The organism is Mediterraneibacter torques, assembly GCF_044591705.1.
Lineage (GTDB): Bacteria > Bacillota > Clostridia > Lachnospirales > Lachnospiraceae > Mediterraneibacter > Mediterraneibacter torques.
Genome location: NZ_CP172594.1, coordinates 1816688 through 1839892, shown reverse-complemented (window position 1 = coordinate 1839892; position 23205 = coordinate 1816688). Strand labels below are relative to the sequence as shown.

Below are 23205 nucleotides of genomic sequence, written 5' to 3'. Positions count from 1 at the left end.
TCTTTTAAGTGAACTGAATTTGTGATAAAATTGCATAATCATGTAAAGTGTTTTACAGGCAGACGGAAAAAGATGGAAGAAGTTTATGGAGGCGGAAAATGAAAAAGGAAGTACGAGGCGGGGTCAGTCTTGTTCTTGCATCGGCAATGCTTGTGGCATCGCCGATGGCGGCAGGAATGACGGAAACAGTTCAGGCAGAGGAACTTACAGTAGATAGTAAAGTTGCTCAGATTCAAGGAGAGAGCATCATTCCGAGAGCGGATCAAGTTCCCGGAAACGAGGAGTTGTTTGCTCAGTATGTAGAACAGACATTTTACGGTGAAGAGAGCGAAAGCTATCGTACGCCTGCAGTTTACGGCAATATCGGGCAGAATGTTTTAACCGGAGCGGACAAATATGTATATAATGAACTGAAAAAAATAGCCGCTAATATCGCGGACGGAAAAGCGGCGGACGGAAGCGAACCGTCAGGACAGTATGTATCTACGAAATTTACGCTTTCCGTTGCGGGGCAGGGGATTACATATGAAGGCGGCGCATTTAAAGGATTTAGTTTAAGTAAAGTGATTGCGGCGCTTCTTGCGGACTGTCCGTATGATTTGTACTGGTATAATAAAACGGCGTCCACATGGTTTAACGGCAGAATTTCGGGACGGGAAGTTGTGGAGATTGATATAAATTTCCCGGCTGCGGATGCTTATGCGGGACCGGAAATCGAACAGCAATACAAGACGAAGTGTACGGTTGACAGCAAGAAGACAGGGGCAGCCAGTTCGGCGGCGGAGAATGCGCGAAAAATCATAGAGAAGCATAAAGCCGAAAAAGATTATGAGAAGATGGAATCTTATAAAGAAGAAATCTGTGATCTGACATCGTATAATTATGATGCTGTGAAACCGGGTGTCGCTTACGGAGATCCGTGGCAGATGATCTATGTATTTGACGGAGATGAAAGTACGAATGTTGTATGCGAGGGATATGCAAAAGCATTTCAGTATTTATGCGATATGAGCGATTTTCTTGATCCGGGATATAATTGCTGCAGCGTAACCGGCATGATGAGAGGCGGTACGGGAGAAGGACCGCATATGTGGAATATCGTGACGATCGGAGACGGAAATTATCTTGTGGATGTGACGAACAGCGATGACGGGACAGCGGGAGAGCGCGGCGGACTGTTCATGGCATGGGATAAGAACAACGGAAGCGTTGAAAACGGTTATGTATTTAATACTGTTTATTATGATGATGCTATTACTTTTGCCTATGACGGACGGACGAAAGATTTGTATGGAACAGGAGATAACTCTGTTTTGAAGATCGCTTCAGCAGAGTATGAAGAGCCGAAGGGGACAGCTCCGGTTATTGAGGGAGTGGAAAACGGTGGAAATTATTACGCTACACAAAAGATAACGGTAAGAGACGCTGACAACGATCTTGCATCTGTGACTGTAAACGGGAAACAAGAAGCAGGAACGGAAATTTCTCTTTCCGCAGATAATCAAAATAATCGGAAGAAAGAGTACACGATCATAGCAGAGGATCGCAGAGGAAACAGTACAAGCTGCAAAATAACGATCAATCCTTGTTCCGACCTTCAGAAAAGGATCTCGCATCTGTCTGTGGACACAGTAAAGGTTACAGACAGAGCGTTAGTGCAAAACACATTGAAAGACGCGGTAACAGCAGTTGAAAATGCAGCGGAAGAAGAGAAGACAATTCTTGCAGAAGTAAAAACAAAGTGTGAAACACTTCTTGCAAAAATCGATGAGATGACTCAGCCGCAGGACTATATCAGAGGCGATGTGGATGCCAACAGTAAAGTCGATGTCGGAGACGTCCGCACTGCGTTGAGATATATCTGTAAAAAGACCAATTTGACGGAAACACAGATGAAAGCCGGAGATGTGACAGGAGACGAAAAAGTAACGATCGAAGACTTGAGAAAGATCTTAAGATATGTATGCAAGAAAATAACAGAGTTATAAAATAAGAAAGCAACGATATAAATAAAAAGTGTTCAATATTCAAAAACCGGGAAAGTCAGATCGACTGTCCCGGTTTCTCTTTAATTCCAAAAATCTGTTTTGTCTTTTAACTGGATATCGGCAGCTTTAAAGACTGGATCTTTTCCGGCTTTTTTCTGCTTTGTATAGTCGTTCATAGCCTGAATTGCCGGTTTGCATAAGATGAGGATGACAGGAAGGTTGATTAAAGCCATCAATCCCATCAGTACGTCCGCTGTGTTCCATACGATGCTGAATTCCATTGTCGCGCCTGCAAGTACGATGGCGGCGGCGATAATACGAAATGTATTGATCACTGCTTTCGGCGGTTTTCTGCCGCAGAGGAATTTCAGCCCCATTTCCGCATAGTAGAAGTTTCCGATCAGCGTTGTAAAGGCAAACAGGCAAAGTGCGATCGTAATAAAGATCGTACCGAAACCGCCAAGCGAGCTGGAAGCCGCTGCCTGAACCCACGGCATTCCTGCCAATTTAGAAGTCGGCTCTACGCCGGAACAAAGAAGCATGAACGCTGTTGCGGAGCAGATCAGGATAGTGTCGATGAATACAGAAAGCATCTGCACAAGTCCTTGTTTTACCGGATGGGAAACTGCCGCGCTTGCCGCTGCATTCGGAGCAGAACCGACACCGGCTTCGTTGGAGAACAGTCCTCTTTTGATACCGTGCATAACGCAGGATCCGGCAAACCCTCCGAAGATGGCCTGTACGTCAAATGCATTATTGAAAATGCTTGTGAACATTACAGGAACAAGCTGATAATGTTTCAGGATGATGAATAAAGAAACTGCAAGGTAAAAGATACCCATAATCGGAACAAGCACTTCCGTAATCTGTGAGATCTTTTTACTTCCTCCGAATACAGCCAAAGCAAATACAACCGCAAGGATCGCTCCGACAATGAGCGGAGTCCATTCCGGATTGAAGAAAGAATAGACACGGAAGGAATCCGCAATATTAAATGAAGCTACAAGGTTGAATCCGCCCATATAAGTCAGGATCAAAACAACTGCGAAAAGGACGCCGATCCAACGCTTCTTCAAAGCGGCCTGAATATAATATGCAGGTCCTCCGTAAGAACTTCCGTCCTTTGCTTTGTGTTTGTAAATTTGAGCAAGCGTACTTTCGATAAATGCAGATGCGCTTCCGAGAATAGCCGTAAGCCACATCCAGAACACTGCGCCTGATCCGCCAAGACAGATCGCTGTTGAGATTCCGGCGATGTTTCCTGTTCCGACTCTGGAAGCGGTTGATACCATAAGAGCCTGAAAGGAAGAAAGTCCGTTCTTATCGCTGCCCGGCTGTGCGACAACGCGGAGAGATTCGATAAACATACGGATCTGTACGAATTTTGTTTTGATCGTAAAGAAGATTCCCGCTCCGAGAAGCAGTATGATCAAAATGTGGCTGTAGAGCAGCTCGCTCAGCGAGTTGATCATGTTTGTAATAAAATCTGTGAACAATAGTTTTCCCTCTCTTTCCTAAAGTCATGTTTGCTGTGTCAATATCGCTTATATGATTGACGATCGCGTACTGCGAATGCAGACAGTTTAGATACATTTCGGTGTGAGAACGACAAAGCGGGACTGATGTCACCGAAAATGCACACATACCGGTTAATTATATAGTAAAAACGTTTGTTTTGCAACAAAACGCTTCTTGTGTTATTCTATAAAGGTGTCAAAAGGTCGATTTTCAAAAGGAAAATAAAATCGGGAGGGCTGAGTATGAAATTAAGCAAATTATTAGAACGGTTAGAATATGAGGTTGTTCAAGGCAGTGTCGAAACAGAAGTGACAACGCTTGCAAATGACTCGAGAAAAGTAGAAAGCGGATCTGTTTTTGTCTGTATCAGCGGAGCGGTTTTTGACGGGCATCAATATGTTTCGGATGTGGCAAAAAAAGGCGCGGCGGCGATTATAGCAGAACGGGATATCGAGGCACCGAAAGGGGTGACGGTGATCAAAGCGGAAAATACGAGATATGCGCTGGCGCTGATGTCTGCGGCGTATTTCGGATATCCGGCAGAGAAGCTGAAAGTGATCGGAATTACCGGAACGAAAGGAAAGACGACGACAACATATCTGATCCGGTCTATCTTAGAAGGTGTCGGACATAAAGTAGGACTTATCGGTACGATCGAAGCGATCATCGGAGATCGGAAGATCCCTGCGGCAAATACGACGCCGGAATCGTTTACGATCCAGCAGTACTTTGCACAGATGGTTGAAGAAGGCTGCGACAGTGTTGTTATGGAAGTTTCCTCTCAGGGACTTATGCTTCACAGAACGGCGGGAATTCCGTTTGAGATCGGTATTTTTACGAATCTCGGAAAAGATCATATCGGTCCGAATGAACATAAAGACTTTGAAGATTATAAACGGTGCAAAGCAATGCTGTTTCAACAGTGCAAACTTGGCATTGCCAATATAGACGATCCTTATTATGCAGATATTTTCCGCGGCGCGACATGTAAAGTGGAAACTTTCGGTTTTTCGCCGAAAGCGGATCTGAGAGCGGAGAATGTAAATCTCGTATCGAAGCCGGGATATTTAGGCGTTTCGTATCATGTGGCGGGGAAGGCTGATTTTGATGTGGAGATCGATATCCCCGGAAAATTCAGCGTGTATAATTCGCTGACTGCGATCGCGGTGTGCCGTCATTTCGGTGTTCCGTCTGAGAAAATAACAGAAGCGCTTAAAACAGCGCATGTCAAAGGGCGTATTGAGATGATAAAAGTATCGGATGATTTTACGCTGATGATCGATTATGCACATAATGCGATGAGTCTGGAGAGCCTGCTGACAACACTGAAAGAATATGAACCGAAACGTCTTGTATGTGTGTTCGGATGTGGCGGAAACCGTTCAAAAGACAGAAGATATGAGATGGGCGAAGTGTCGGGACGTCTGGCGGATCTTACGATCATTACTTCGGATAATCCGCGTTTTGAAGAACCACAGGAGATTATCAATGATATCAAAGTCGGAATCGCAAAGACTGACGGGGCATATGTGGAGATCTGCGACAGAAAAGAAGCGATCAAATATGCCATCGAACATGGTCAGTCGGGAGATGTGATCGTATTGGCCGGAAAAGGTCATGAAGATTATCAGGAGATCAAAGGAGTCAAATACCCGATGGATGAAAGAACGCTGATCGCAGAGGTACTTGAGGAAATCAGGGAAAATTAGGAAAGACAAGGGGACAGAGATTGTTTGCGGATGTAATCATAGATATTCAACATGAAAAACTGGATAAGATCTTTCAATACCGGATCCCCGAGCGGCTGGAACATGAAGTGGAAGCGGGGATGGCGGTGGTCGTACCTTTCGGAAAAGGAAACCGTAAGACAAAAGGATATGTAACCGCATTGTCAAAGACATGTGATTATGATATTTCAAAAGTGAAAGAGATCGCTGATATATCGCGAAGCGGCGTGGAAATCGAGGCGAAGCTGATCGCGCTGGCGGCATGGATGAAGTCGAATTATGGCGGAACGATGCTGCAGTCTTTGAAAACGGTTCTTCCTATCAAAGAAAAAGAAAATATAAAGGTGAAAAAGCGGCTCAGACTGCTGATCGACCGGGAGACGGGGGAAAAACAGCTTCATTATTATCTGGAAAAGAATCAGAAAGCGAGGGCGCGTCTGATGGCGGCGCTTCTTGACGATCCGCTTTTAGATTATGAACTTGTCAGAAAGAAGCTTAATATTACTGCCACGGTGATACGCGCGTTGGAAGAACAGCATGTTCTCGCCGTAGAATCAGAGCAGGTGTATCGTAATCCGGTTCATGCGGAAAATATTCAAAAGAAGGAGATTATTTATACGCAGGAGCAGAAACGTGCGATTATGCGTTTCTGTAAGGATTATGAAAACGGAATCCGAAAAACATATTTGCTCCATGGAGTTACGGGCAGCGGAAAAACAGAAGTTTATATGGAAATGATACAGTCTGTTGTAGATAAGGGGAAGCAGGCAATCGTTCTGATTCCCGAGATCGCGTTAACTTACCAGACTGTGATGAGATTTTACAGAAGATTTAAAGACCGGGTATCTGTTATGAATTCCCGGCTGTCCGCAGGAGAACGATATGATCAGATGATGAGGGCGAAAGCCGGGGAAGTGGATGTGATGATCGGACCGAGATCGGCGCTTTTTACTCCTTTTCCGAATCTGGGACTGATCGTGATCGATGAAGAACATGAGCCGACTTATAAAAGTGAACAGACGCCGAGGTATCACGCGCGGGAAACGGCGCTAAGAAGAGCGCAGACAGAAGGCGCGAGCGTTGTTCTGGGAAGCGCGACTCCGTCGATGGAAGCCATGTATCGGGCAAAAAACGGCGAGTATGTTCTGATGGAAATGAAGAACCGTTCTAAAATGCAGGATCCGGCAGAGGTTTATACGGTGGATATGCGGAAAGAATTGAAGAACGGAAATCGTTCGATACTCAGCGAACAACTGCAAAGACTGATGAAAGAGCGGCTTGAAAAGAAAGAACAGACGATGCTTTTTTTGAACCGGAGAGGGTATTCCGGGTTTGTTTCGTGCCGGGAATGCGGGCATGTTATAAAGTGTCCGCATTGCGATGTGTCGCTTTCGGTCCATCGGGACGGAAAGATGAGATGTCATTACTGCGGATACGAACAGACGCATGTGAAAATATGTCCTGAATGCGGCTCGGACCATATCGGAGAATTCAGGGCGGGAACACAGCAGATCGAAGAGATTGTGAAGACGGTATTTCCGCAGGCAAGAGTGCTGCGGATGGATATGGATACGACACGACAGAAAGATTCCCATGAGAAAATACTGTCTGCATTTGCAAATGAAGAGGCGGACGTACTTGTCGGTACGCAGATGATCGTAAAAGGTCATGATTTCCCAAATGTAACATTAGTCGGAATTCTGGCTGCGGATATGTCGTTGTATACAGATGATTACAGATCGGGCGAGAGAACGTTCCAGCTTTTGACTCAGGCGGTCGGAAGAGCGGGGCGCGGAGATAAAAAAGGAGAAGCGGTGATTCAGACATACAGTCCCGATCATTATGCGATCGCAACGTCTGCGGCGCAGGATTATGAGGCGTTCTATGAGGAAGAGATCCGATACAGAACGATGATGGGGTATCCCCCGGCAGAAAATCTTCTGGCAGTGTTTATATCAAGCGCCGATGAGGCGTTATTGGAAACAGGCTGCCGTTATTTGAAAGAATATATGATAAAAGCGAAGAAGGATATCGAAGCGTCCGTGATCGGCCCGGCAAGTCCGGGGATCGAAAAGATCAACGATGTTTATCGGAAAGTGATCTATGTAAAAACCGCGGACTATCATGATCTTGTCGTGCTGAAAGACCGGACGGAAAAATATATTGAGATTAATTCGGGATTTGATAAAATGAGAATACAATTTGATTTTAATCCGATGTAGCGGATAGAAAGAAGGAGAAAAATGGCAATCAGAGTAATTAGAGAAATAGGAGACGATATATTAGAAAAACAGTGTAAAGCAGTGCCGAAGATGACGCTTCGCACGAAAATACTGATCGGAGATATGCTTGAGACAATGTATGAAAGCAACGGTGTCGGTCTTGCGGCTCCGCAGGTCGGCGTTTTGAAAAGAATCGTAGTGATCGATGTAGGGGAAGGTCCGATTGTTTTGATCAATCCGCAGATCATCGAATCTTCAGGCGAACAGACAGGAGAAGAAGGATGTCTAAGCGTACCGGGAAAATTCGGAATCGTTACAAGACCGGACCGTGTAAAAGTGCGGGCGTTTGATGAAAATATGAACGAGTTCGAAATGGAAGGCGAAGGCTTGCTTGCAAGGGCGTTTTGTCATGAACTTGATCATTTGGACGGAAAACTGTATGTTGAACTGGCAGAAGACGGACTTCATGAAGTGTCTTATGATGAAGAAGATCAAGACGATGCGCAAGGAGGGGAAGAATGAGAATCATATTTATGGGAACACCCGATTTTTCAGTCGGAACACTGGAAGCGCTTGTGGAAGCGGGGCATGATGTGTGTCTCGCCGTCACACAGCCTGATAAGCCAAAAGGCAGAGGAAAAGAAATGCAGTTTACGCCTGTAAAGGAAGCGGCGGTTAAGCATGGGATTTTGGTGTATCAGCCGAAAAGAGTGCGCGATCCTGAGTGTGTGGAAGAATTGAGAAAATACAATGCCGACGTGATGGTCGTTGTTGCTTTCGGTCAGATCCTTCCGAAGGAGATTCTTGAGATGACGCCTTACGGATGTATTAATGTCCATGCATCTCTTCTTCCGAAATATCGTGGGGCTGCACCGATCCAGTGGGCGATCATAGAAGGAGAGAGCGTGACGGGCGTTACAACGATGCAGATGGATGAAGGACTTGATACAGGAGATATGATTTTAAAGACCGAGATCCCGATCGCAGAAGACGAGACAGGAGAGTCGCTTCATGACAAACTGGCAGAAGCAGGCGCCGCTCTCTGCGTAAAAACATTGCATGCAATAGAAAATAAAACAGCAGTGTTTGAAAAGCAGCCGGAAAGCCCGACTGCTTATGCGAAAATGCTCACGAAAGATCTTGGCAATATCGACTGGGCGAAATCGGCAGTGCAGATCGAGCGTCTCGTGCGTGGATTGAATTCATGGCCAAGCGCATATACACACCGGGACGGAAAAGTGATGAAGATATGGAAAGCGTTGGCAAAGCCACAGGAAGAATGTGCAGAGCAAACCGAACTGGGAAGCGAGGAACATACAGCGCAGAAAACCGGGAAGAACGCCATGCCGGGAACGGTAGTGTCCGTAGCAAAAGATTCGTTTTGCATACAGACGGGAGACGGCGTGCTTCGTATTTTAGAAGTACAGATGCCCGGCAAGAAACGAATGGATACAGGCTCGTTTCTGCGCGGATATAAAGTGGAAGAAGGAATGGTGTTTGGGAGAGAATAATGGCAAAGGCGATCAATGAAAGAGAAATCGTAGCCGCAATCCTTATGGAAGTAACGGAAAACGGCAGATACAGTCATATTGTATTAAGAGAAGTTTTGACAAAATATCAATATCTTGAGAAAAGGGAAAGAGCATTTATCACCCGCGTTACGGAAGGAACGCTGGAACATATGACAGAGATCGATTATATTCTGGATTGTTTCTCCAAAGTAAAAGTAAAAAAGATGAAGCCGTTAATTCGGGCAATTTTAAGAAGCGCGGTCTATCAGATAAAATATATGGATAGTATTCCCGATCATGCAGTTTGCAGTGAATCGGTAAAACTGGCAGTGAAGAAAGGGTTTTCCGGTCTGAGAGGCTATGTCAACGGCGTGCTGAGAAGTGTTGTCAAAGGAATCGATGAGGTGGAGTATCCGTCAGATCCGATCAAACGGCTTTCGGTACGATATTCCTGTCCGGAATGGATCATCCGATTATGGAAAGAAACGTATGATCTTTCTTTGATCGAAACGATGCTGAAAGATTTCCAGACAGAAAAGCCGACAACGATCAGATGCTGCAGAAGCCGGATTACGACGGAGCAGCTGAAAAAGCGGCTTGAGGAAGAACATGTTTTAGTGGAAAATCATCCGTATTTAAAGGATGCGCTTCTCATTTCAAAATATGATTATTTAGAGTCTCTGGAAACATTTCGGGAAGGTCTGTTCGTCGTGCAGGATATCAGTTCGATGCTTGTAGGAGAACTGGCGCATGTGCAGGCGGGAGCGCAGGTGATCGATCTGTGTGCGGCGCCGGGCGGAAAGGCGCTTGATGTGGCGGAACGCATTTTGATGGAAGGTCAAGCCGGATGTTCCGGTCATGTGGAAGCCCGTGATCTGACAGAATATAAAGTGTCTTTGATCGAGGAAAATATAGAACGTATGGGACTTTGCAATGTAACTGCGGTTTGTCAGGATGCGTCTGTGTATGATGAAAAATCAGCGGGTAAAGCGGATATTGTGATCGCCGATCTGCCTTGTTCCGGTCTGGGAGTGCTTGGGAAGAAAACAGATCTGAAATATAAAGCGTCGCCGGAAGGAATCGTAAGTCTCGTAAAGCTTCAGCGAAAAATCCTTTCCTGCGCGGCTTCTTATGTGAAGCCGGGAGGAGAACTTCTGTACAGTACGTGTACTGTGAACCCGAAAGAAAATATCGAAAACGTACATTGGTTTTTGAAAGAATTTCCTGAATTTTACGCAGACGATATAAGGGAAGATCTTTGCCTTGAATTGAGGGAAAGCGTGACAGAGAACGGCTGTATCCAGCTTCTTCCGGGAGTTCATAAAAGCGACGGATTTTTTATTGCGCGATTGCGGAAAAAAGAAGTCTGAAAATGCCGGAACGCCGAAAAAGGATGAAATGGCAGGACGCGCAAAAGGGTGAAATGGCAGGATACGAAAAATGAAAAAGGAAAGTATGAGAATGAAGAAAGATATTCGGGCATATGAATATGAAGAATTACAAAAAGAGCTGGAACGTCTCGGAGAAAAACCGTTTCGGGCAAAACAGATATATGAATGGCTGCATGTGAAGCTTGCAGATCGTTTCGACGAGATGACGAACCTGTCTGTGAAACTTCGGGAAAAGCTTGCGGAAGAATATGATATCTTTCCGGTACAGATGGCAGAGCGGCAGCAGTCGAAACTGGACGGAACGAACAAGTTTTTGTTCCGTCTGTATGACGGAAACATGGTGGAAAGCGTTCTTATGCGGTATAAGCACGGTAATTCGGTATGTATTTCCTCGCAGGCGGGATGCCGCATGGGATGTGTATTCTGCGCTTCGACGATCGGGGGATTAAAACGGAATCTGTCTGCATCCGAAATGCTCGGTCAGATCTACCAGATCCAGAAAATTATCGGAGAGAGGGTTTCCAACGTCGTTATCATGGGAACAGGAGAGCCGCTTGATAATTATAATAATTTTCTGAAATTCATTCACATACTGACAGATGAACACGGACTGAATATCAGTCAGCGGAACGTGACTGTTTCTACATGCGGGATCGTACCGAAAATACTGGAACTGGCAGAGGAACGTCTGCAGATCACACTGGCGCTTTCTCTTCACGGATCTACGCAGGAAAAGAGAAGGAAACTGATGCCTGTCGCAAATAAGTACGAATTAGGCGAGGTACTTTCCGCCTGCGATACTTATTTTAAAAAGACAGGACGCAGAGTGACGTTTGAGTATAGTCTTGTACATGAGGTGAACGATACGGACGAGGATGCAAAGGAGCTTTCCGAGCTTCTCGCGCCGCGTAACTGTCATCTGAACCTGATTCCGGTAAATCCGGTAAAGGAGCGTTCTTTTCAGCGTCCAAGCCGCAAAAGTGCTTTGAATTTCAAAAATAAACTTGAAAAAAGCGGAATTAATGTTACTATAAGAAGAGAAATGGGCTCGGATATCGACGGGGCGTGCGGTCAGCTTAGACGGCGCTACGAGGAAGAGACAATGAATGAGAATTAAGGAGAAGCATATGAGAACATTTTCGATAACAGATGTAGGAATGGTAAGACAAGTAAATCAGGATTATGTTTATGTGACTGACAGACCTCTCGGAATTCTTCAGAACCTCTTTGTGGTGGCAGACGGTATGGGAGGTCACCAGGCGGGAGATTATGCTTCCAAGTATACGGTTGAAGTGCTCAACAGGGAATTGGCGCTAAGCGAAGGCGAAGATATTGAAAGATGTCTTGTAGGCGCTATAAAAACGGCAAACAGGGAGATCATAAAAGAAGCTTCAAGAGACGAACATCTCAAAGGAATGGGAACGACGGTTGTTGCGGCGACGATCTCAAATCAGATGATGTATTTCGCGAATGTAGGAGACAGCCGTTTGTATTTGATCAATCAGGGCATTCAGCAGCTTACGAAAGATCATTCCCTGGTAGAAGAGATGGTAAGGCTTGGCGGGATAAAACCGGAAGAAGCAAAACATCATCCGGATAAAAATATTATTACGAGAGCGATCGGCGCGAAAGCGGATGTAGAGGTAGACTTTTACGAGCACCGTCTGAAAAGGGGAGACATCATATTGATGTGTACGGACGGTTTGAGCAATATGGTAGAAGATGAGGAACTTTTTCATATTGTTCAGGGAGGAAGAGATATCGTAGAGTCCGGTCAGGCTCTTATAGAAGCGGCAAAAGAAAACGGCGGTACAGATAATATAGGGGTTGTCCTTATAGAACCGTTTGCAGATGAGGTGAGTGTATTATGATTAAAGAGGGAGTTTGCTTAGGAAAAAGATATGAGATACTCGGACGGATCGGATCGGGTGGTATGGCGGATGTTTACAAGGGAAAGGATCGTAAATTAAACCGCTATGTCGCGATCAAAGTATTAAAAAGCGATTATCGTTCGGATCAGGTATTTATAAAGAAATTTTTGAGTGAGGCGCAGGCTGCGGCAGGACTGATGCATCCGAACGTTGTCAATGTGTATGACGTCGGTCAGGACAGAGGTCTGTACTATATGGTAATGGAGCTTGTCGAAGGGATCACTCTGAAAGATTATATAAAGAAAAAGGGAAGACTTTCGGCAAAAGAGACGATCAGTATTTCCATTCAGATGGTGACAGGGCTTCAGGCGGCGCACAATCATCATATTATCCACAGAGATATTAAGCCTCAGAATATTATCATTTCAAAAGACGGAAAAGTAAAAGTGACGGATTTCGGCATTGCCCGTGCGACCACGTCTACACAGACGATCAGCACAAGCGTTATGGGATCGGTTCATTACACATCTCCGGAGCAGGCGAGGGGCGGAGTCGTAGATCAGAAGAGCGATCTTTATTCCATCGGTATTACGATGTACGAGATGATCACCGGGCACGTACCGTTCGACGGAGATTCCACGGTGTCGGTCGCGTTGAAGCATCTCCAGGAAGAGATTACGTCTCCGGCAGAAGAAGTTCCGAATATCCCGTACAGTCTTGAGTGCATTATCATGAAGTGTACACAGAAAAATCCGGGACGCCGTTATCCGGACTGTGCGTCTCTTCTTATGGATCTGAAAAGATCGCTTGTAGAGCCGGACGGCGATTTTGTTGTTTTGGGAGCGGGAACAGGAGCGGAGACAGACCGCACGATGGTTATGTCGACAGAAGAACTGGAACGGATTCAGGGCAGTCGTTATGATGATGATGAGTACGATGACGATGATGAGTACGATGATGACGACGATTATGACTACGACGACGATAATGATTATGATAACAGAAGGCGCAGTCAAAAAGACAGGCGGAAGAAGAATGATGTAAATCCCGATACGAAGCGGATCATGAAAATACTGATGATCGTGTCGGGAGTCGTGATCGCGCTGCTGATTCTGTTTCTTGTCGGAAATGCGGCGGGATTTTTCAAAGGAGCCGGTCTTTCTTCAAAGACAGAAAAGATGGTAACAGTACCGGATGTGCGCGGAATGACATTTGAAGACGCACAGGCAGAACTTAAGAAAAAAGATCTCGGTATTAAAAAAGCGGATAAAGAAGAAGCTTCCAATGAATACGAAAAAGGCGAGATTAAGAGCCAGAATCCGGGAAAAGGAAAGAAAGTAAAGAAAAATTCTACGGTTACGGTTGTGATCAGCAGCGGAGAAGCTGCGAAAAAAGTAACTGTGCCGAATGTTGTGAACAGATCGGAGGCGGAAGCAGAGAGAATGCTTCAGGATGCCGGTCTGAAAGTGACAAAAGGCGAGGCAGTTTATGATGATACGATCGAGATGGGAAATGTAGTCAGCTCTACTCCAGGTTCGGGAGAGCAGGTAGACGAGGGCACAAGCGTTCAGCTTATTATCAGTAAAGGAAAAGATCCCGAAAAAGATAAAGTAGAAGTGCCGTCGCTTCTGAATATGACGGCGGATCAGGCTGCCGCCGCCTTAGAAGAACTTGGACTGAAAGGAAGTCCTAAGGAAGAATATGCCGGCGGAACGGCAGGAACGGTTGTCACACAGGAAACAGAAGCGGGAACTAAAGTAAAGAAAGGCACAACAATAAAATATACGGTAACGCTTGGATCAAAAACAGAATGGTCTACTATTCCGAGTGATGTGATCGGAATGGAGAAAAACACGGCGGTTAAAGTGCTGACTGAGGCAGGGTTTGTTCCGGTATACGGCGGTGAAGACTACAGTGATACTCCGGTCGGAACGATTTACAGTGTGACTCCGTCGGCAGGTACAAAAGTGGAAAAAGGGACACAAGTATATTATTTTGTCAGCAAAGGATCATCGTCAGGACAGACCGATCCGGAAAACGGCGGAGACAATGAATAGGCGGTACCGACAGGGAATTTATAAAATATGCAAGGTAAAATTGTAAAAGGGATTGCCGGATTCTACTACGTTCATGTAGTAGAATCCGGTGTTTATGAATGTAAAGCAAAAGGGATCTTCCGAAAAGACGGTGTGAAGCCTCTTGTAGGAGATAATGTAGAGATAGAAGTTTTAGATGAAGAGGAAAAAAAGGGAAATATCAGGGAAATCCTTACGAGAAAGAACGAACTGATCCGTCCGGCGGTGGCGAATATCGATCAGGCGCTCGTTGTATTTGCGGTGACGAAGCCTAAACCTCATTTTAATCTTCTTGATCGTTTTCTTGTGATGATGGAGCAAAAGAAGATCCCGGTAATCTTATGTTTTAACAAATCTGACATTGCAAAAGAAAGCGATATTTCCAAGATGGAAGAAATATACAGATCATGCGGGTATCCGGTCTTTTTTACGAGTGCGAAAGAAGGATGGAAGATCGAAGAAGTGAAAAAGATTCTGCACGGGAAAACGACTGTTCTTGCAGGCCCGTCGGGTGTAGGGAAGTCGTCGCTTATCAATCTTCTGCAGTCGGAAGTAATGATGGAAACAGGGAGTATCAGCAGGAAGATCGACAGAGGAAAGCATACGACGAGACATTCCGAACTTTTAGTTTTGGAAGAAGATGAAAAGGTGGAAGACTGCGGCTCATATATTGTAGATACTCCGGGATTTAGTTCCCTTTATGTCAATGATTTTGAAAAAGAACAATTAAAATATTATTTCCCGGAATTCGGTCCGTATGAAGGATTGTGCCGTTTTTCGGGGTGCGATCATGTGCATGAGCCGGACTGTGCGGTGAAGCAGGCGGCAGAAGAAGGAAAGATACATGAGATCCGGTACAACGATTATGTTGCGATGTACCGTGAATTACAGGAAAAAAGGAGATATTGAAGATGGAAAATATTCTTGCCCCGTCGATTCTTTCGGCTGATTTTAAAATTCTGGGAGAACAGATCGAACAGACAGAAAAAGCAGGCGCAAAATATATACATTTTGATGTGATGGACGGAATTTTCGTACCGAGCATTTCGTTTGGCATGCCGGTATTGTCCGCGTTAAAAGGCGCGGTAAAACAGGCGCTTGACGTACATCTTATGGTGACTGAGCCGATCAGGTATGTGAAAGAGTTCGCAAAATGCGGAGCGGATATCATTACTGTTCACTTAGAGGCGTGTGAAGATGTAAAGGCGACAGTGGATGAAATAAAGGCAAGCGGAGTGAAAGCAGGCATCACGATCAAACCGGCAACTCCTGTGAAAGAATTGATCCCGTATCTGGAGCTTGCGGATATGTTTCTCATCATGAGCGTTGAGCCGGGATTCGGCGGACAGGCGTTCATTCCGGAATCGCTTGACAAGATAAAAGAACTTCGCACCCTGCTTGACGAGAGAGGTCTTAAGACGGATATCGAAGTTGACGGCGGAATTTATTGTGAAAATGTGGAAGCGGTATTGGATGCGGGAGCGAATATTATTGTTTCCGGTTCGGGAGTTTTCAAAGGCAATATTACAGAAAATACAAAGAGATTTATGGAGATATTGAAACGTCATGAGTAAGCAGACTGTGATCGTGAGCGGCGGGATGGTGGAAAAAGATTTTGCTCTCTCGATTTTAAAAAGCGAAGAAACTGAATTTGTTATCGGGGTAGACAGAGGTCTTGTGTTTTTGTATGACAACGAGATAAAACCCGATTATATCGTGGGAGATTTTGACAGCGTTCCGAGGAAGCTCGTTGAATATTACAGAGAAGAACTTGATGTGCCCGTGAGAGAATTTAATCCGGTAAAAGATGCATCAGACACAGAGATCGCTTTGCGCCTTTGCCTTGGTCTGAATCGCAAAAAGATCGTCATCCTGGGGGCAACCGGCAACCGGATCGATCACCTGTGGGCAAATGTGCAATGTTTACAAATTGCGCTGGAAGCAGGAGCGGACGCTTGCATTATGGACGCTCACAATAAGATACGGCTTCTCGATAAAACTGTTACATTGAAAAAAGAAGAGGCATTCGGACCGTACTTTTCATTGTTTCCATTAGAACAGCCTGTAGATGCGTTCAACATTACAGGGGCAAAATATCCGCTGACAAATCATTTCCTTAAGCCGAGCGACAGCCTGTGCGTAAGTAATGAATTTGTTGAAGATGAAGTGGAAATATCGTTCGTGTACGGTAAGGTGATCTTGATGGAGACGAGAGATTAGATTTCGATAAGTTTTTGAAAGATGGTTCACTTTGTGCCCCACTAATTCCCGGATGTTTTTCTCAAAGTCCCGGTATAGTAAATGAGAAAGCATATCAGGATTTTATGAGAAAAGAGAAAATTTTTTGTAAGGCGTTGAAAAAAGGTAACTTGCTGAGGCAGGTTACCTTTTAGTTATATTCTATGATACAGTTTAACAATACGTAGATATATGCTTTGCAGAAAATTCCGTAGAAATAAAAGCTTTTGTCTGATAGAATGATTATAATTATAGTATACTGAAAAAACACATTAGAATCTGTAAAGGAGATCGACTATGGGAGAAAATTATTTGGACATGGTTCCTGTTATAGTGATATTTTTTGCTCTCGGCATTTTATTATCAAGGCTGGGAGGAGTTGGAGGAATTGTTGTAAGAATTAAAAGAAATTTTATATCTAATTTTTGATTATCCGTATAAACACTATACTTTCAAATATTTTGAAGTATAGAAAAGCACTCATTTTACCACGAATTTACCATAATTAAACGAGCCTTGATATGACTATAAATAACACTAAAAAGACCTCACACCTAAACGGTGTCTTTTTTAAAAGCAGTCAATCATAAGACCAACTGCTTTGTAAATATAGATATTAAATTGTTAAGCTGAGATTTTACTTAGATTTATCTTTCACTGGTTTGCTATTTTCATCATTTTCTCCTTCAAGCCATGCCATTATGCCAAAGTTACAAAATGGATAAATTATTACTTCTTTATAAACTTCTTGCTCACAACGAGGGCAGATGACATATTCTTCACCTTTTACATTTTTTAATTACCGAAATGCCCTTTTTTATTTGCAAATTACATGTCTTATAGCTTACCATGTTTTTCGTATCTTGCGACTCTTGATATTTTGTTATCCTCATCTACAAATACTACTTTAGGTGGATTTTTCTTTACCTCTTCTGGAGTCATCTGTGCATAGCACATTATGATTATCTTATCACCTGTCTGAACACATCTTGCAGCAGCTCCATTGAGACATATCATTCCGCTGCCTCTTTCTCCTGCAATTGTGTATGTCTCAAATCTGTTCCCATTATTTATATCTACGATACTTACCTTTTCATACTCCAAAATTCCGGCACTGTCAAGTAAGTCTTCGTCTACAGTGATGCTTCCTACATAATCAAGTTCTGCTTGAACTACTGTAGCTCTGTGTATCTTCCCCTTTAACATTTCAAATGTCATATTTAACCCCCGTTTAACCTTCGTAAATAAAGTTGTCAATCAATCTGGTTTTGCCGATATAAACTGCCATGGCAACTAGTACTGGTGCTGTCATCTCCTTGACCGGTTTAACTGAAACAGCGTCTACAGCCTGAACATAATCTATTTTCGCCATAGGCTCAGTTTCAATAAGCTTAATCATTTCTGATACAATTTTATCTGTATCTTTTTCTCCTGCTTTTGCCATATCTTCTCCGAGCTTAACTGCTTTGCTTAAAATTAGTGCCGCCTTTCTCTCATCTTTGCTTAGATATGTATTTCTTGAACTCTTTGCAAGACCATCCTCTTCTCTAACTATAGGGCAGCCCACAATTTCGATATCAAAGTTCAAATCTCTAACCATTCTTTTTATAATCGCAAGCTGCTGTGCATCCTTTTGACCAAAGTAAGCTCTGTCGGGATTTACAATATTAAAAAGTTTAGATACTACTGTGCCTACACCCCTGAAATGTATTGGTCGTGATTTTCCACAAAGTTCCTCTGAAAGACTTTCTATGTTTACATATGTTGAAAAATCGTCAAAATACATATTTTCCGGCTCAGGATTAAATATTAAATTAGCACCTGCCTCCTCACATAGCATAGTATCCCTTTCCAAATCCCTCGGATAGCTTTCCAAATCTTCCCCTACTCCAAATTGAGTCGGATTTACAAAATCACTGACAACAACTCTATCGTTTTCTGAAACAGCCCTTGTAATTAAACTCTTATGTCCTTCGTGCAAAAATCCCATAGTAGGAACAAGACCTACTGTAAGACCTTCTTTCTTCCATTCTTTGACTATAACTCTCACTTCATCTACGGTTTTTACTATTTTCATCGTTCTATCTCCTAATATAACTTGTTAATTACATCTTCTGAAATTTTAAATGTGTGTTCAGGTGCTGGAAAGCTTCCCTGTTTAGTTTCTTCTATATATGCAGCAAAGGCTTCTTTCATTACATCTCCTACCTTTGCGAATTGTTTTACGAATTTAGGTGTAAAGTCAGAGACCATTCCAAGCATGTCCTGATAAACGAGAATCTGTCCATCGCAGCCAGATCCTGCACCTATTCCTATTGTAGGAATATTAATGCTTTCAGAAATAATTTCCGCTAATTTTGCAGGTACGCATTCCAAAACAATCGCAAATGCTCCTGCTTCTTCAACAGCTTTTGCCTCTTCAATGAGTTTCTTTGCTCCCTCTTCACTTTTTCCCTGAACTTTAAAGCCTCCAAAAACGTTCACTGACTGAGGTGTAAGTCCAATATGTGCCATAACAGGAATTGAAGCAGCTGTAATAGCTTTAATCTGTGGACAAACAGAGGCTCCACCTTCTAGCTTTACTGCTTGACATCTTCCTTCTTTCATAAGTCTTCCTGCGTTATACATGGCCTCTTCAACTGAAACTTGATATGACATAAACGGCATATCTCCAACTACTAAGGCATCTTTGGCACCTCTTGTAACTGCTCTTGTATGGTGAATCATATCTTCCATTGTTACCGGCAAAGTATTTTCGTATCCGAGCATAACCATGCCAAGAGAATCTCCAACGAGAATACCGTTAATACCTGACTGATCCATCAATTTAGCTGTCGAATAGTCATAGGCTGTCAGCATTGTAATCTTATCGCCCTTAACCTTCTGTTCTTTAAAAGTGGATACTGTGTTTTTCATTTTTAATTACCTCCGTCATCTTCAAATAGTCACTGTCTAAATGTTTTTCCTGTGCAATACTGAGAAGCTTTTCTGAAAGCAAAAGATATATCATCTCATATCCCACCTTTTCCTCAGACTCGTTTATCCATGCTGCCTTAATAGCTTCAATGTGTTTTGTGATAGTCGACAAATCATTTCGCTCAACAGGACCTGTGAGGGCAGCCGCAACCCCTTTTTCTGCCAATGTGTCGGCATTTCCAGTAAACAAAGGCACTAAGGCTTTCTTTGCATCTTTTTTATCAAAGCCGCATTTTACAAGCATTTCAGCCCCCACTTGAAAAAGTCCGTTTACGAGATTGCTTACAACTACTGCACCGCAGTGGTAAAGAGATTTATTTTCCGCTCCCATTGCGATTACCTTATTTCCTGCTCGCTCAAAGATACTCTTAATCTCATCTAGATTCTCTGCCGAACCCTCCACAGTAAAATAAGCCTTATTCAAGTGTTTCCATGATTCGCACTTATCACTTATTGCATATAGGGGATGTACCGAATAGATATTTGCACCGAGGTTTTCACCATCAAAAAAAACGGTTGATGAAATCGAACCGCTGCAATGACAAATATTTTTATTTTTAATATCCAGATTCTTCATATAATCCCATACTTTGCTTATCTGTCCATCAGGCACAGTAATAAACAGGGTATCACTGTCACTTAAGATATTCTCTATACTCTTATATAGTTTTGTGTTAGTAAAATCTGCTGCTGATTTAGCTGATTCCGGTGATTTGCTGAAGTAACCCGTAATCTCTACGCCGTTTTCCTTCAGGTATTTTCCAAGGGAAAATCCTACTTTCCCCGCTCCGATAAATCCTGCTCTCATATCGATCACTCCTTTCTGGGAAGTGACAATCATGAAAATCTGCATGGATGAGGTCTCGTTCAAACTGATATAATCCTCATGGTTTAAAAATAAAAAATATGTGGTATAGTTTCTGTTCGAATACTATCTACCCATTACTATAGCACCTATTTAAGTGATTGTACAGAGAAAAAAATAAGGCACCACTCTAACTAATTTATCATTAAAGTGATGCTAATATAAATCGTGTTATTTAGCTTTTCTGTATTTAATCATTTTCACAATCTGAATTATCAAAGTCGGGATAAAAATATAAAGCATGACAAAACACTTCTTCATTTTTCGCTTGATTACCCACCACAGAAAAGAAAGAACCCTGTAAAGAGCCTTACCACCATTGGTGGTGCTTTGCACTCTTGATTGGGCTTTTTGTTTGCTGTATCTTTCATGCAAGAGGAAAATTAAAGTCCTCTATTCCATTTCTCTTTTAGATAATCTTCATAGTCCGTTTCATTAAAATCTAATTGTGGCGAAGTGTTGGGAATGTTGTTTCTGTTGTCTATATCTGCAAGCTGACGGAATATCCAATCATCATAAGGGTCGTGATATTTATACTCTTTGGGCTGTTCTCTGTATCGGTCTAACCCTCGCATTTCCTTATGTACTTTCATCATGCGTTCCAATTTCTGACGCTGTATCAACTGCTTGATTTCCATAAGTTCTTCCAACTCTACTACCTCACTAGAAAGATAATTGCTAATGTATCTAATCAATGTAGTTTCCATGTAAAATCTACATTCTTTTTCGTCATTGAAAAATTCATTTTCAGACAAATAATCTAAGGAAACATTAAAATCCTGTTCTCGTTTGATAACGTCCATGATATATGGCTCGGTGTGGTCAATATATTTCCATTCCCCCGACAATAATTCATTCGGTGTTACTCCCAGCACGTCCATTATCTTTTCCAATGTATCAAAGGTAGGATAATTCACACCTCGTTCAATCTTGGAAAGGCTCTGCATATTGATACCGATTTTATTGGCAAGTTCCTGTTGTTTCATTCCCCTGTGTTTTCTTATGATTTGTATGTTTTCTCCTAAGAAACTGATTTTCTTTTCATAATACTCCATAACTTAGTATAACCGCTCCTTTCGTTGCTTTTATTGTCATTTATAAGCATATCATACTTAATATATATCGAAAAGTCAATCGAAACTTCTTGACAAGTAATTCTAGTGGCGTTATTATCTTATCAGACAGAGTGATTAAGCACGCTAGGGTCAATCACACACTTGAGTAAGCATATATAAGAGATGTTTTCACTTTGATAGCATGAATGAGCATGGACTATCAGACTAAAAATAGGGTTTCTGACTGGGGCTGTTTCGTTTAGCCACGAGCCTCTCAAGGCTCGTGAGCGTTAAGAACGGAACAGACACAGGAAGAAAGGGAACGCCTTTAGGCGCTCGTAAAGGGCGTATATGTAACACCGCCCTGCGTATACATGTCATAGTACCTAGAAACTGTGATAAATAAAGGAAAAACACGATTTTTACCCCGCAAAAAACGGGGCATACGAAAGGAGAAATGCACTATAACTACACACAAAAATTTATCCGTTAAGATTGATTACATCAGCATTGTATTTGAAACGGCAACCGCTGAAGATGTAATCATGCACATTTTAGGTTTACCGACTGACATTTTCAATGTTTATCCAGCAACGATAAAATTCAAGACTTATCAAGCACGCTGGCAGGTTGGAGATATTTATGTATCGGGAGACGCAAGAAAGACAGAGGATAACCCACAGGGGCTAGGCTGTTATCTTGTTATGACTGGCAGAGGTTGTGATGATATTTTCCGTATTCTCAACAATAGGAATTATACCTTTGGGGATATGTTCCGACGCTGTGAGCGAAGATACGGACTGGATAACTTCCATTTCACAAGACTTGATATTGCCATTGATGATAAAAACGAAAAACCATTCTTTACCATAGAGCAGATAAAGAAGAAATGCGAAAAAGAGGAATTTATCTCGAATAGTGAGGGCTACCACTTTGACGAAAGCAAGTTTGATGATTTCGACACCGCAAAGACTGTTTATATCGGTGCTGGTAAATCGGGATTGTCCTACCGTTTTTATGATAAAGATAAGGAAGTCTGTTCAAAGCATAATAAGACACTTGATGAAGTCGGCAGTTGGAAACGGACAGAAATGCAACTGCGTGATGATAAGGCTCATGCTTTTGCCATGACATTCAAAGACAGACCGCTGGAACTTGGGGAACTGGCTTTCGGTCTATTGGCAAACAACCTACGCTTTGTCGTGCCAAACAGAAATGAAAGTAATAAGAGCAGATGGAAAACGTGTCGGTTTTGGGAACGCTTTTTAGGGGCTGTGGAAGTCTTAAAACTGCAAGTACCGAAACTACATAATTCTCTTGAGGAAACACAGCAATGGCTCACAGAAGGTGGCGTGATTTCCGCTGTGAAAAGTTTTTACTTCTTGGAAGAACATGACGCATTAGGTGGACTGGAAAAAGTGGGAACTATGCTTGATAAGGCAAGATACAGCAATTCCCTTTCCAGCAAACTAACCGCCCACTTACAGAGGATAGACCGCACCGACCTTATCCCCTATATCCAGTATGACACGAAACATGGGAAAGGGGGTATCTGATGAATAACAACGATATTCCTGTATGGGAAAAATACACCCTTACCATTGAAGAAGCGTCAAAGTATTTCCGTATCGGAGAAAACAAGTTAAGACGCTTGGCAGAGGAAAACAAGGACGCTGGCTGGCTCATTATGAATGGCAACCGCATACAGATTAAACGCCGACAGTTTGAAAAGGTCATTGACAAATTGGACGCAATCTAATGCAAATGA

General features: G+C 43.0%; 21 protein-coding genes. 15 read left to right on the top strand and 6 right to left on the bottom strand.

The genetic code is table 11. The annotated features are described in order from the left end of the window. Positions 1–98: 98 nt before the first annotated feature. On the top strand, positions 99–1988 hold the full coding sequence (locus ACH9UM_RS08620; RefSeq protein WP_009243385.1) for a dockerin type I domain-containing protein: 1890 nt from the start codon (positions 99–101) through the stop codon (positions 1986–1988). A gap of 80 nt (positions 1989–2068) precedes the next feature. Here ACH9UM_RS08620 and ACH9UM_RS08615 read toward each other — a convergent pair whose 3' ends face one another. Then, the gene (locus ACH9UM_RS08615; RefSeq protein WP_044929413.1) at positions 2069–3460 is read right to left on the bottom strand and encodes a sodium:alanine symporter family protein; all 1392 of its coding nucleotides are present in this window, start codon (positions 3458–3460) and stop codon (positions 2069–2071) included. Between the two features lie 288 nt (positions 3461–3748). Between ACH9UM_RS08615 and ACH9UM_RS08610 the strand changes: the two genes are divergently transcribed. The 12 genes from ACH9UM_RS08610 (at position 3749) to ACH9UM_RS08555 (ending at position 16970) form a co-directional block, all read left to right on the top strand. Beyond that, the gene (locus tag ACH9UM_RS08610) at positions 3749–5215 is read left to right on the top strand and encodes a UDP-N-acetylmuramoyl-L-alanyl-D-glutamate--2,6-diaminopimelate ligase (protein ID WP_004845899.1); all 1467 of its coding nucleotides are present in this window, start codon (positions 3749–3751) and stop codon (positions 5213–5215) included. Between the two features lie 20 nt (positions 5216–5235). Beyond that, the gene (gene priA / locus ACH9UM_RS08605; RefSeq protein ID WP_044997947.1) at positions 5236–7455 is read left to right on the top strand and encodes a primosomal protein N'; all 2220 of its coding nucleotides are present in this window, start codon (positions 5236–5238) and stop codon (positions 7453–7455) included. Between the two features lie 21 nt (positions 7456–7476). Further along, positions 7477–7977, top strand: coding sequence for a peptide deformylase (gene def / locus ACH9UM_RS08600; protein ID WP_004845897.1), 501 nt, complete (start codon positions 7477–7479; stop codon positions 7975–7977). Next, positions 7974–8966: a methionyl-tRNA formyltransferase gene (gene fmt, locus ACH9UM_RS08595; protein ID WP_004845896.1), complete on the top strand. Its 993-nt coding sequence runs from the start codon at positions 7974–7976 to the stop codon at positions 8964–8966. Before def ends, fmt begins: the two co-directional genes overlap by 4 nt. Next, on the top strand, positions 8966–10336 hold the full coding sequence (gene rsmB, locus ACH9UM_RS08590; RefSeq protein ID WP_009319938.1) for a 16S rRNA (cytosine(967)-C(5))-methyltransferase RsmB: 1371 nt from the start codon (positions 8966–8968) through the stop codon (positions 10334–10336). The genes fmt and rsmB overlap by 1 nt, the downstream gene beginning before the upstream one ends. 70 nt (positions 10337–10406) lie before the next feature. Beyond that, positions 10407–11474 (top strand): 23S rRNA (adenine(2503)-C(2))-methyltransferase RlmN, encoded by a 1068-nt coding sequence (gene rlmN / locus ACH9UM_RS08585; protein WP_004845894.1) that lies wholly within the window; start codon positions 10407–10409, stop codon positions 11472–11474. 10 nt (positions 11475–11484) lie between these two features. Further along, the gene (locus ACH9UM_RS08580; protein WP_009243380.1) at positions 11485–12228 is read left to right on the top strand and encodes a Stp1/IreP family PP2C-type Ser/Thr phosphatase; all 744 of its coding nucleotides are present in this window, start codon (positions 11485–11487) and stop codon (positions 12226–12228) included. Beyond that, positions 12225–14285 (top strand): Stk1 family PASTA domain-containing Ser/Thr kinase, encoded by a 2061-nt coding sequence (pknB, locus tag ACH9UM_RS08575; RefSeq protein ID WP_009319937.1) that lies wholly within the window; start codon positions 12225–12227, stop codon positions 14283–14285. Before ACH9UM_RS08580 ends, pknB begins: the two co-directional genes overlap by 4 nt. A 27-nt stretch (positions 14286–14312) precedes the next feature. Beyond that, positions 14313–15212 (top strand): ribosome small subunit-dependent GTPase A, encoded by a 900-nt coding sequence (gene rsgA / locus ACH9UM_RS08570; RefSeq protein WP_004845891.1) that lies wholly within the window; start codon positions 14313–14315, stop codon positions 15210–15212. Positions 15213–15214: 2 nt separating this feature from the next. Continuing rightward, positions 15215–15877 (top strand): ribulose-phosphate 3-epimerase, encoded by a 663-nt coding sequence (gene rpe / locus ACH9UM_RS08565; RefSeq protein ID WP_004845890.1) that lies wholly within the window; start codon positions 15215–15217, stop codon positions 15875–15877. After that, positions 15870–16523, top strand: coding sequence for a thiamine diphosphokinase (locus ACH9UM_RS08560; protein WP_004845889.1), 654 nt, complete (start codon positions 15870–15872; stop codon positions 16521–16523). Before rpe ends, ACH9UM_RS08560 begins: the two co-directional genes overlap by 8 nt. 315 nt (positions 16524–16838) lie before the next feature. Continuing rightward, positions 16839–16970 carry a hypothetical protein gene (locus ACH9UM_RS08555; RefSeq protein ID WP_400091093.1) on the top strand — a complete coding sequence of 44 codons (132 nt, stop codon included), beginning with the start codon at positions 16839–16841 and terminating at the stop codon, positions 16968–16970. A 408-nt stretch (positions 16971–17378) separates the two neighbouring features. On the opposite strand, the gene panD is transcribed toward ACH9UM_RS08555, so the two are convergent. From panD to ACH9UM_RS08530, 5 genes are all read right to left on the bottom strand, one after another. Next, positions 17379–17759: an aspartate 1-decarboxylase gene (panD, locus tag ACH9UM_RS08550; protein WP_004847071.1), complete on the bottom strand. Its 381-nt coding sequence runs from the start codon at positions 17757–17759 to the stop codon at positions 17379–17381. A gap of 13 nt (positions 17760–17772) precedes the next feature. Next, positions 17773–18618, bottom strand: a complete 846-nt coding sequence (gene panC, locus ACH9UM_RS08545) for a pantoate--beta-alanine ligase (RefSeq protein ID WP_004847070.1) — start codon at positions 18616–18618, stop codon at positions 17773–17775. A gap of 11 nt (positions 18619–18629) precedes the next feature. Then, positions 18630–19457, bottom strand: coding sequence for a 3-methyl-2-oxobutanoate hydroxymethyltransferase (gene panB, locus ACH9UM_RS08540; protein WP_004847068.1), 828 nt, complete (start codon positions 19455–19457; stop codon positions 18630–18632). Further along, the gene (locus tag ACH9UM_RS08535; RefSeq protein WP_004847063.1) at positions 19432–20370 is read right to left on the bottom strand and encodes a Rossmann-like and DUF2520 domain-containing protein; all 939 of its coding nucleotides are present in this window, start codon (positions 20368–20370) and stop codon (positions 19432–19434) included. Before ACH9UM_RS08535 ends, panB begins: the two co-directional genes overlap by 26 nt. 395 nt (positions 20371–20765) lie before the next feature. Next, positions 20766–21437, bottom strand: a complete 672-nt coding sequence (locus ACH9UM_RS08530; RefSeq protein ID WP_004847061.1) for a helix-turn-helix domain-containing protein — start codon at positions 21435–21437, stop codon at positions 20766–20768. A gap of 494 nt (positions 21438–21931) precedes the next feature. Here ACH9UM_RS08530 and ACH9UM_RS08525 point away from each other — a divergent pair, with 494 nt between their 5' ends. Then, positions 21932–22993 (top strand): replication initiation factor domain-containing protein, encoded by a 1062-nt coding sequence (locus ACH9UM_RS08525; protein ID WP_278275377.1) that lies wholly within the window; start codon positions 21932–21934, stop codon positions 22991–22993. Continuing rightward, positions 22993–23196 carry an excisionase gene (locus tag ACH9UM_RS08520; protein WP_002610247.1) on the top strand — a complete coding sequence of 68 codons (204 nt, stop codon included), beginning with the start codon at positions 22993–22995 and terminating at the stop codon, positions 23194–23196. The genes ACH9UM_RS08525 and ACH9UM_RS08520 overlap by 1 nt, the downstream gene beginning before the upstream one ends. Positions 23197–23205: the final 9 nt, after the last annotated feature.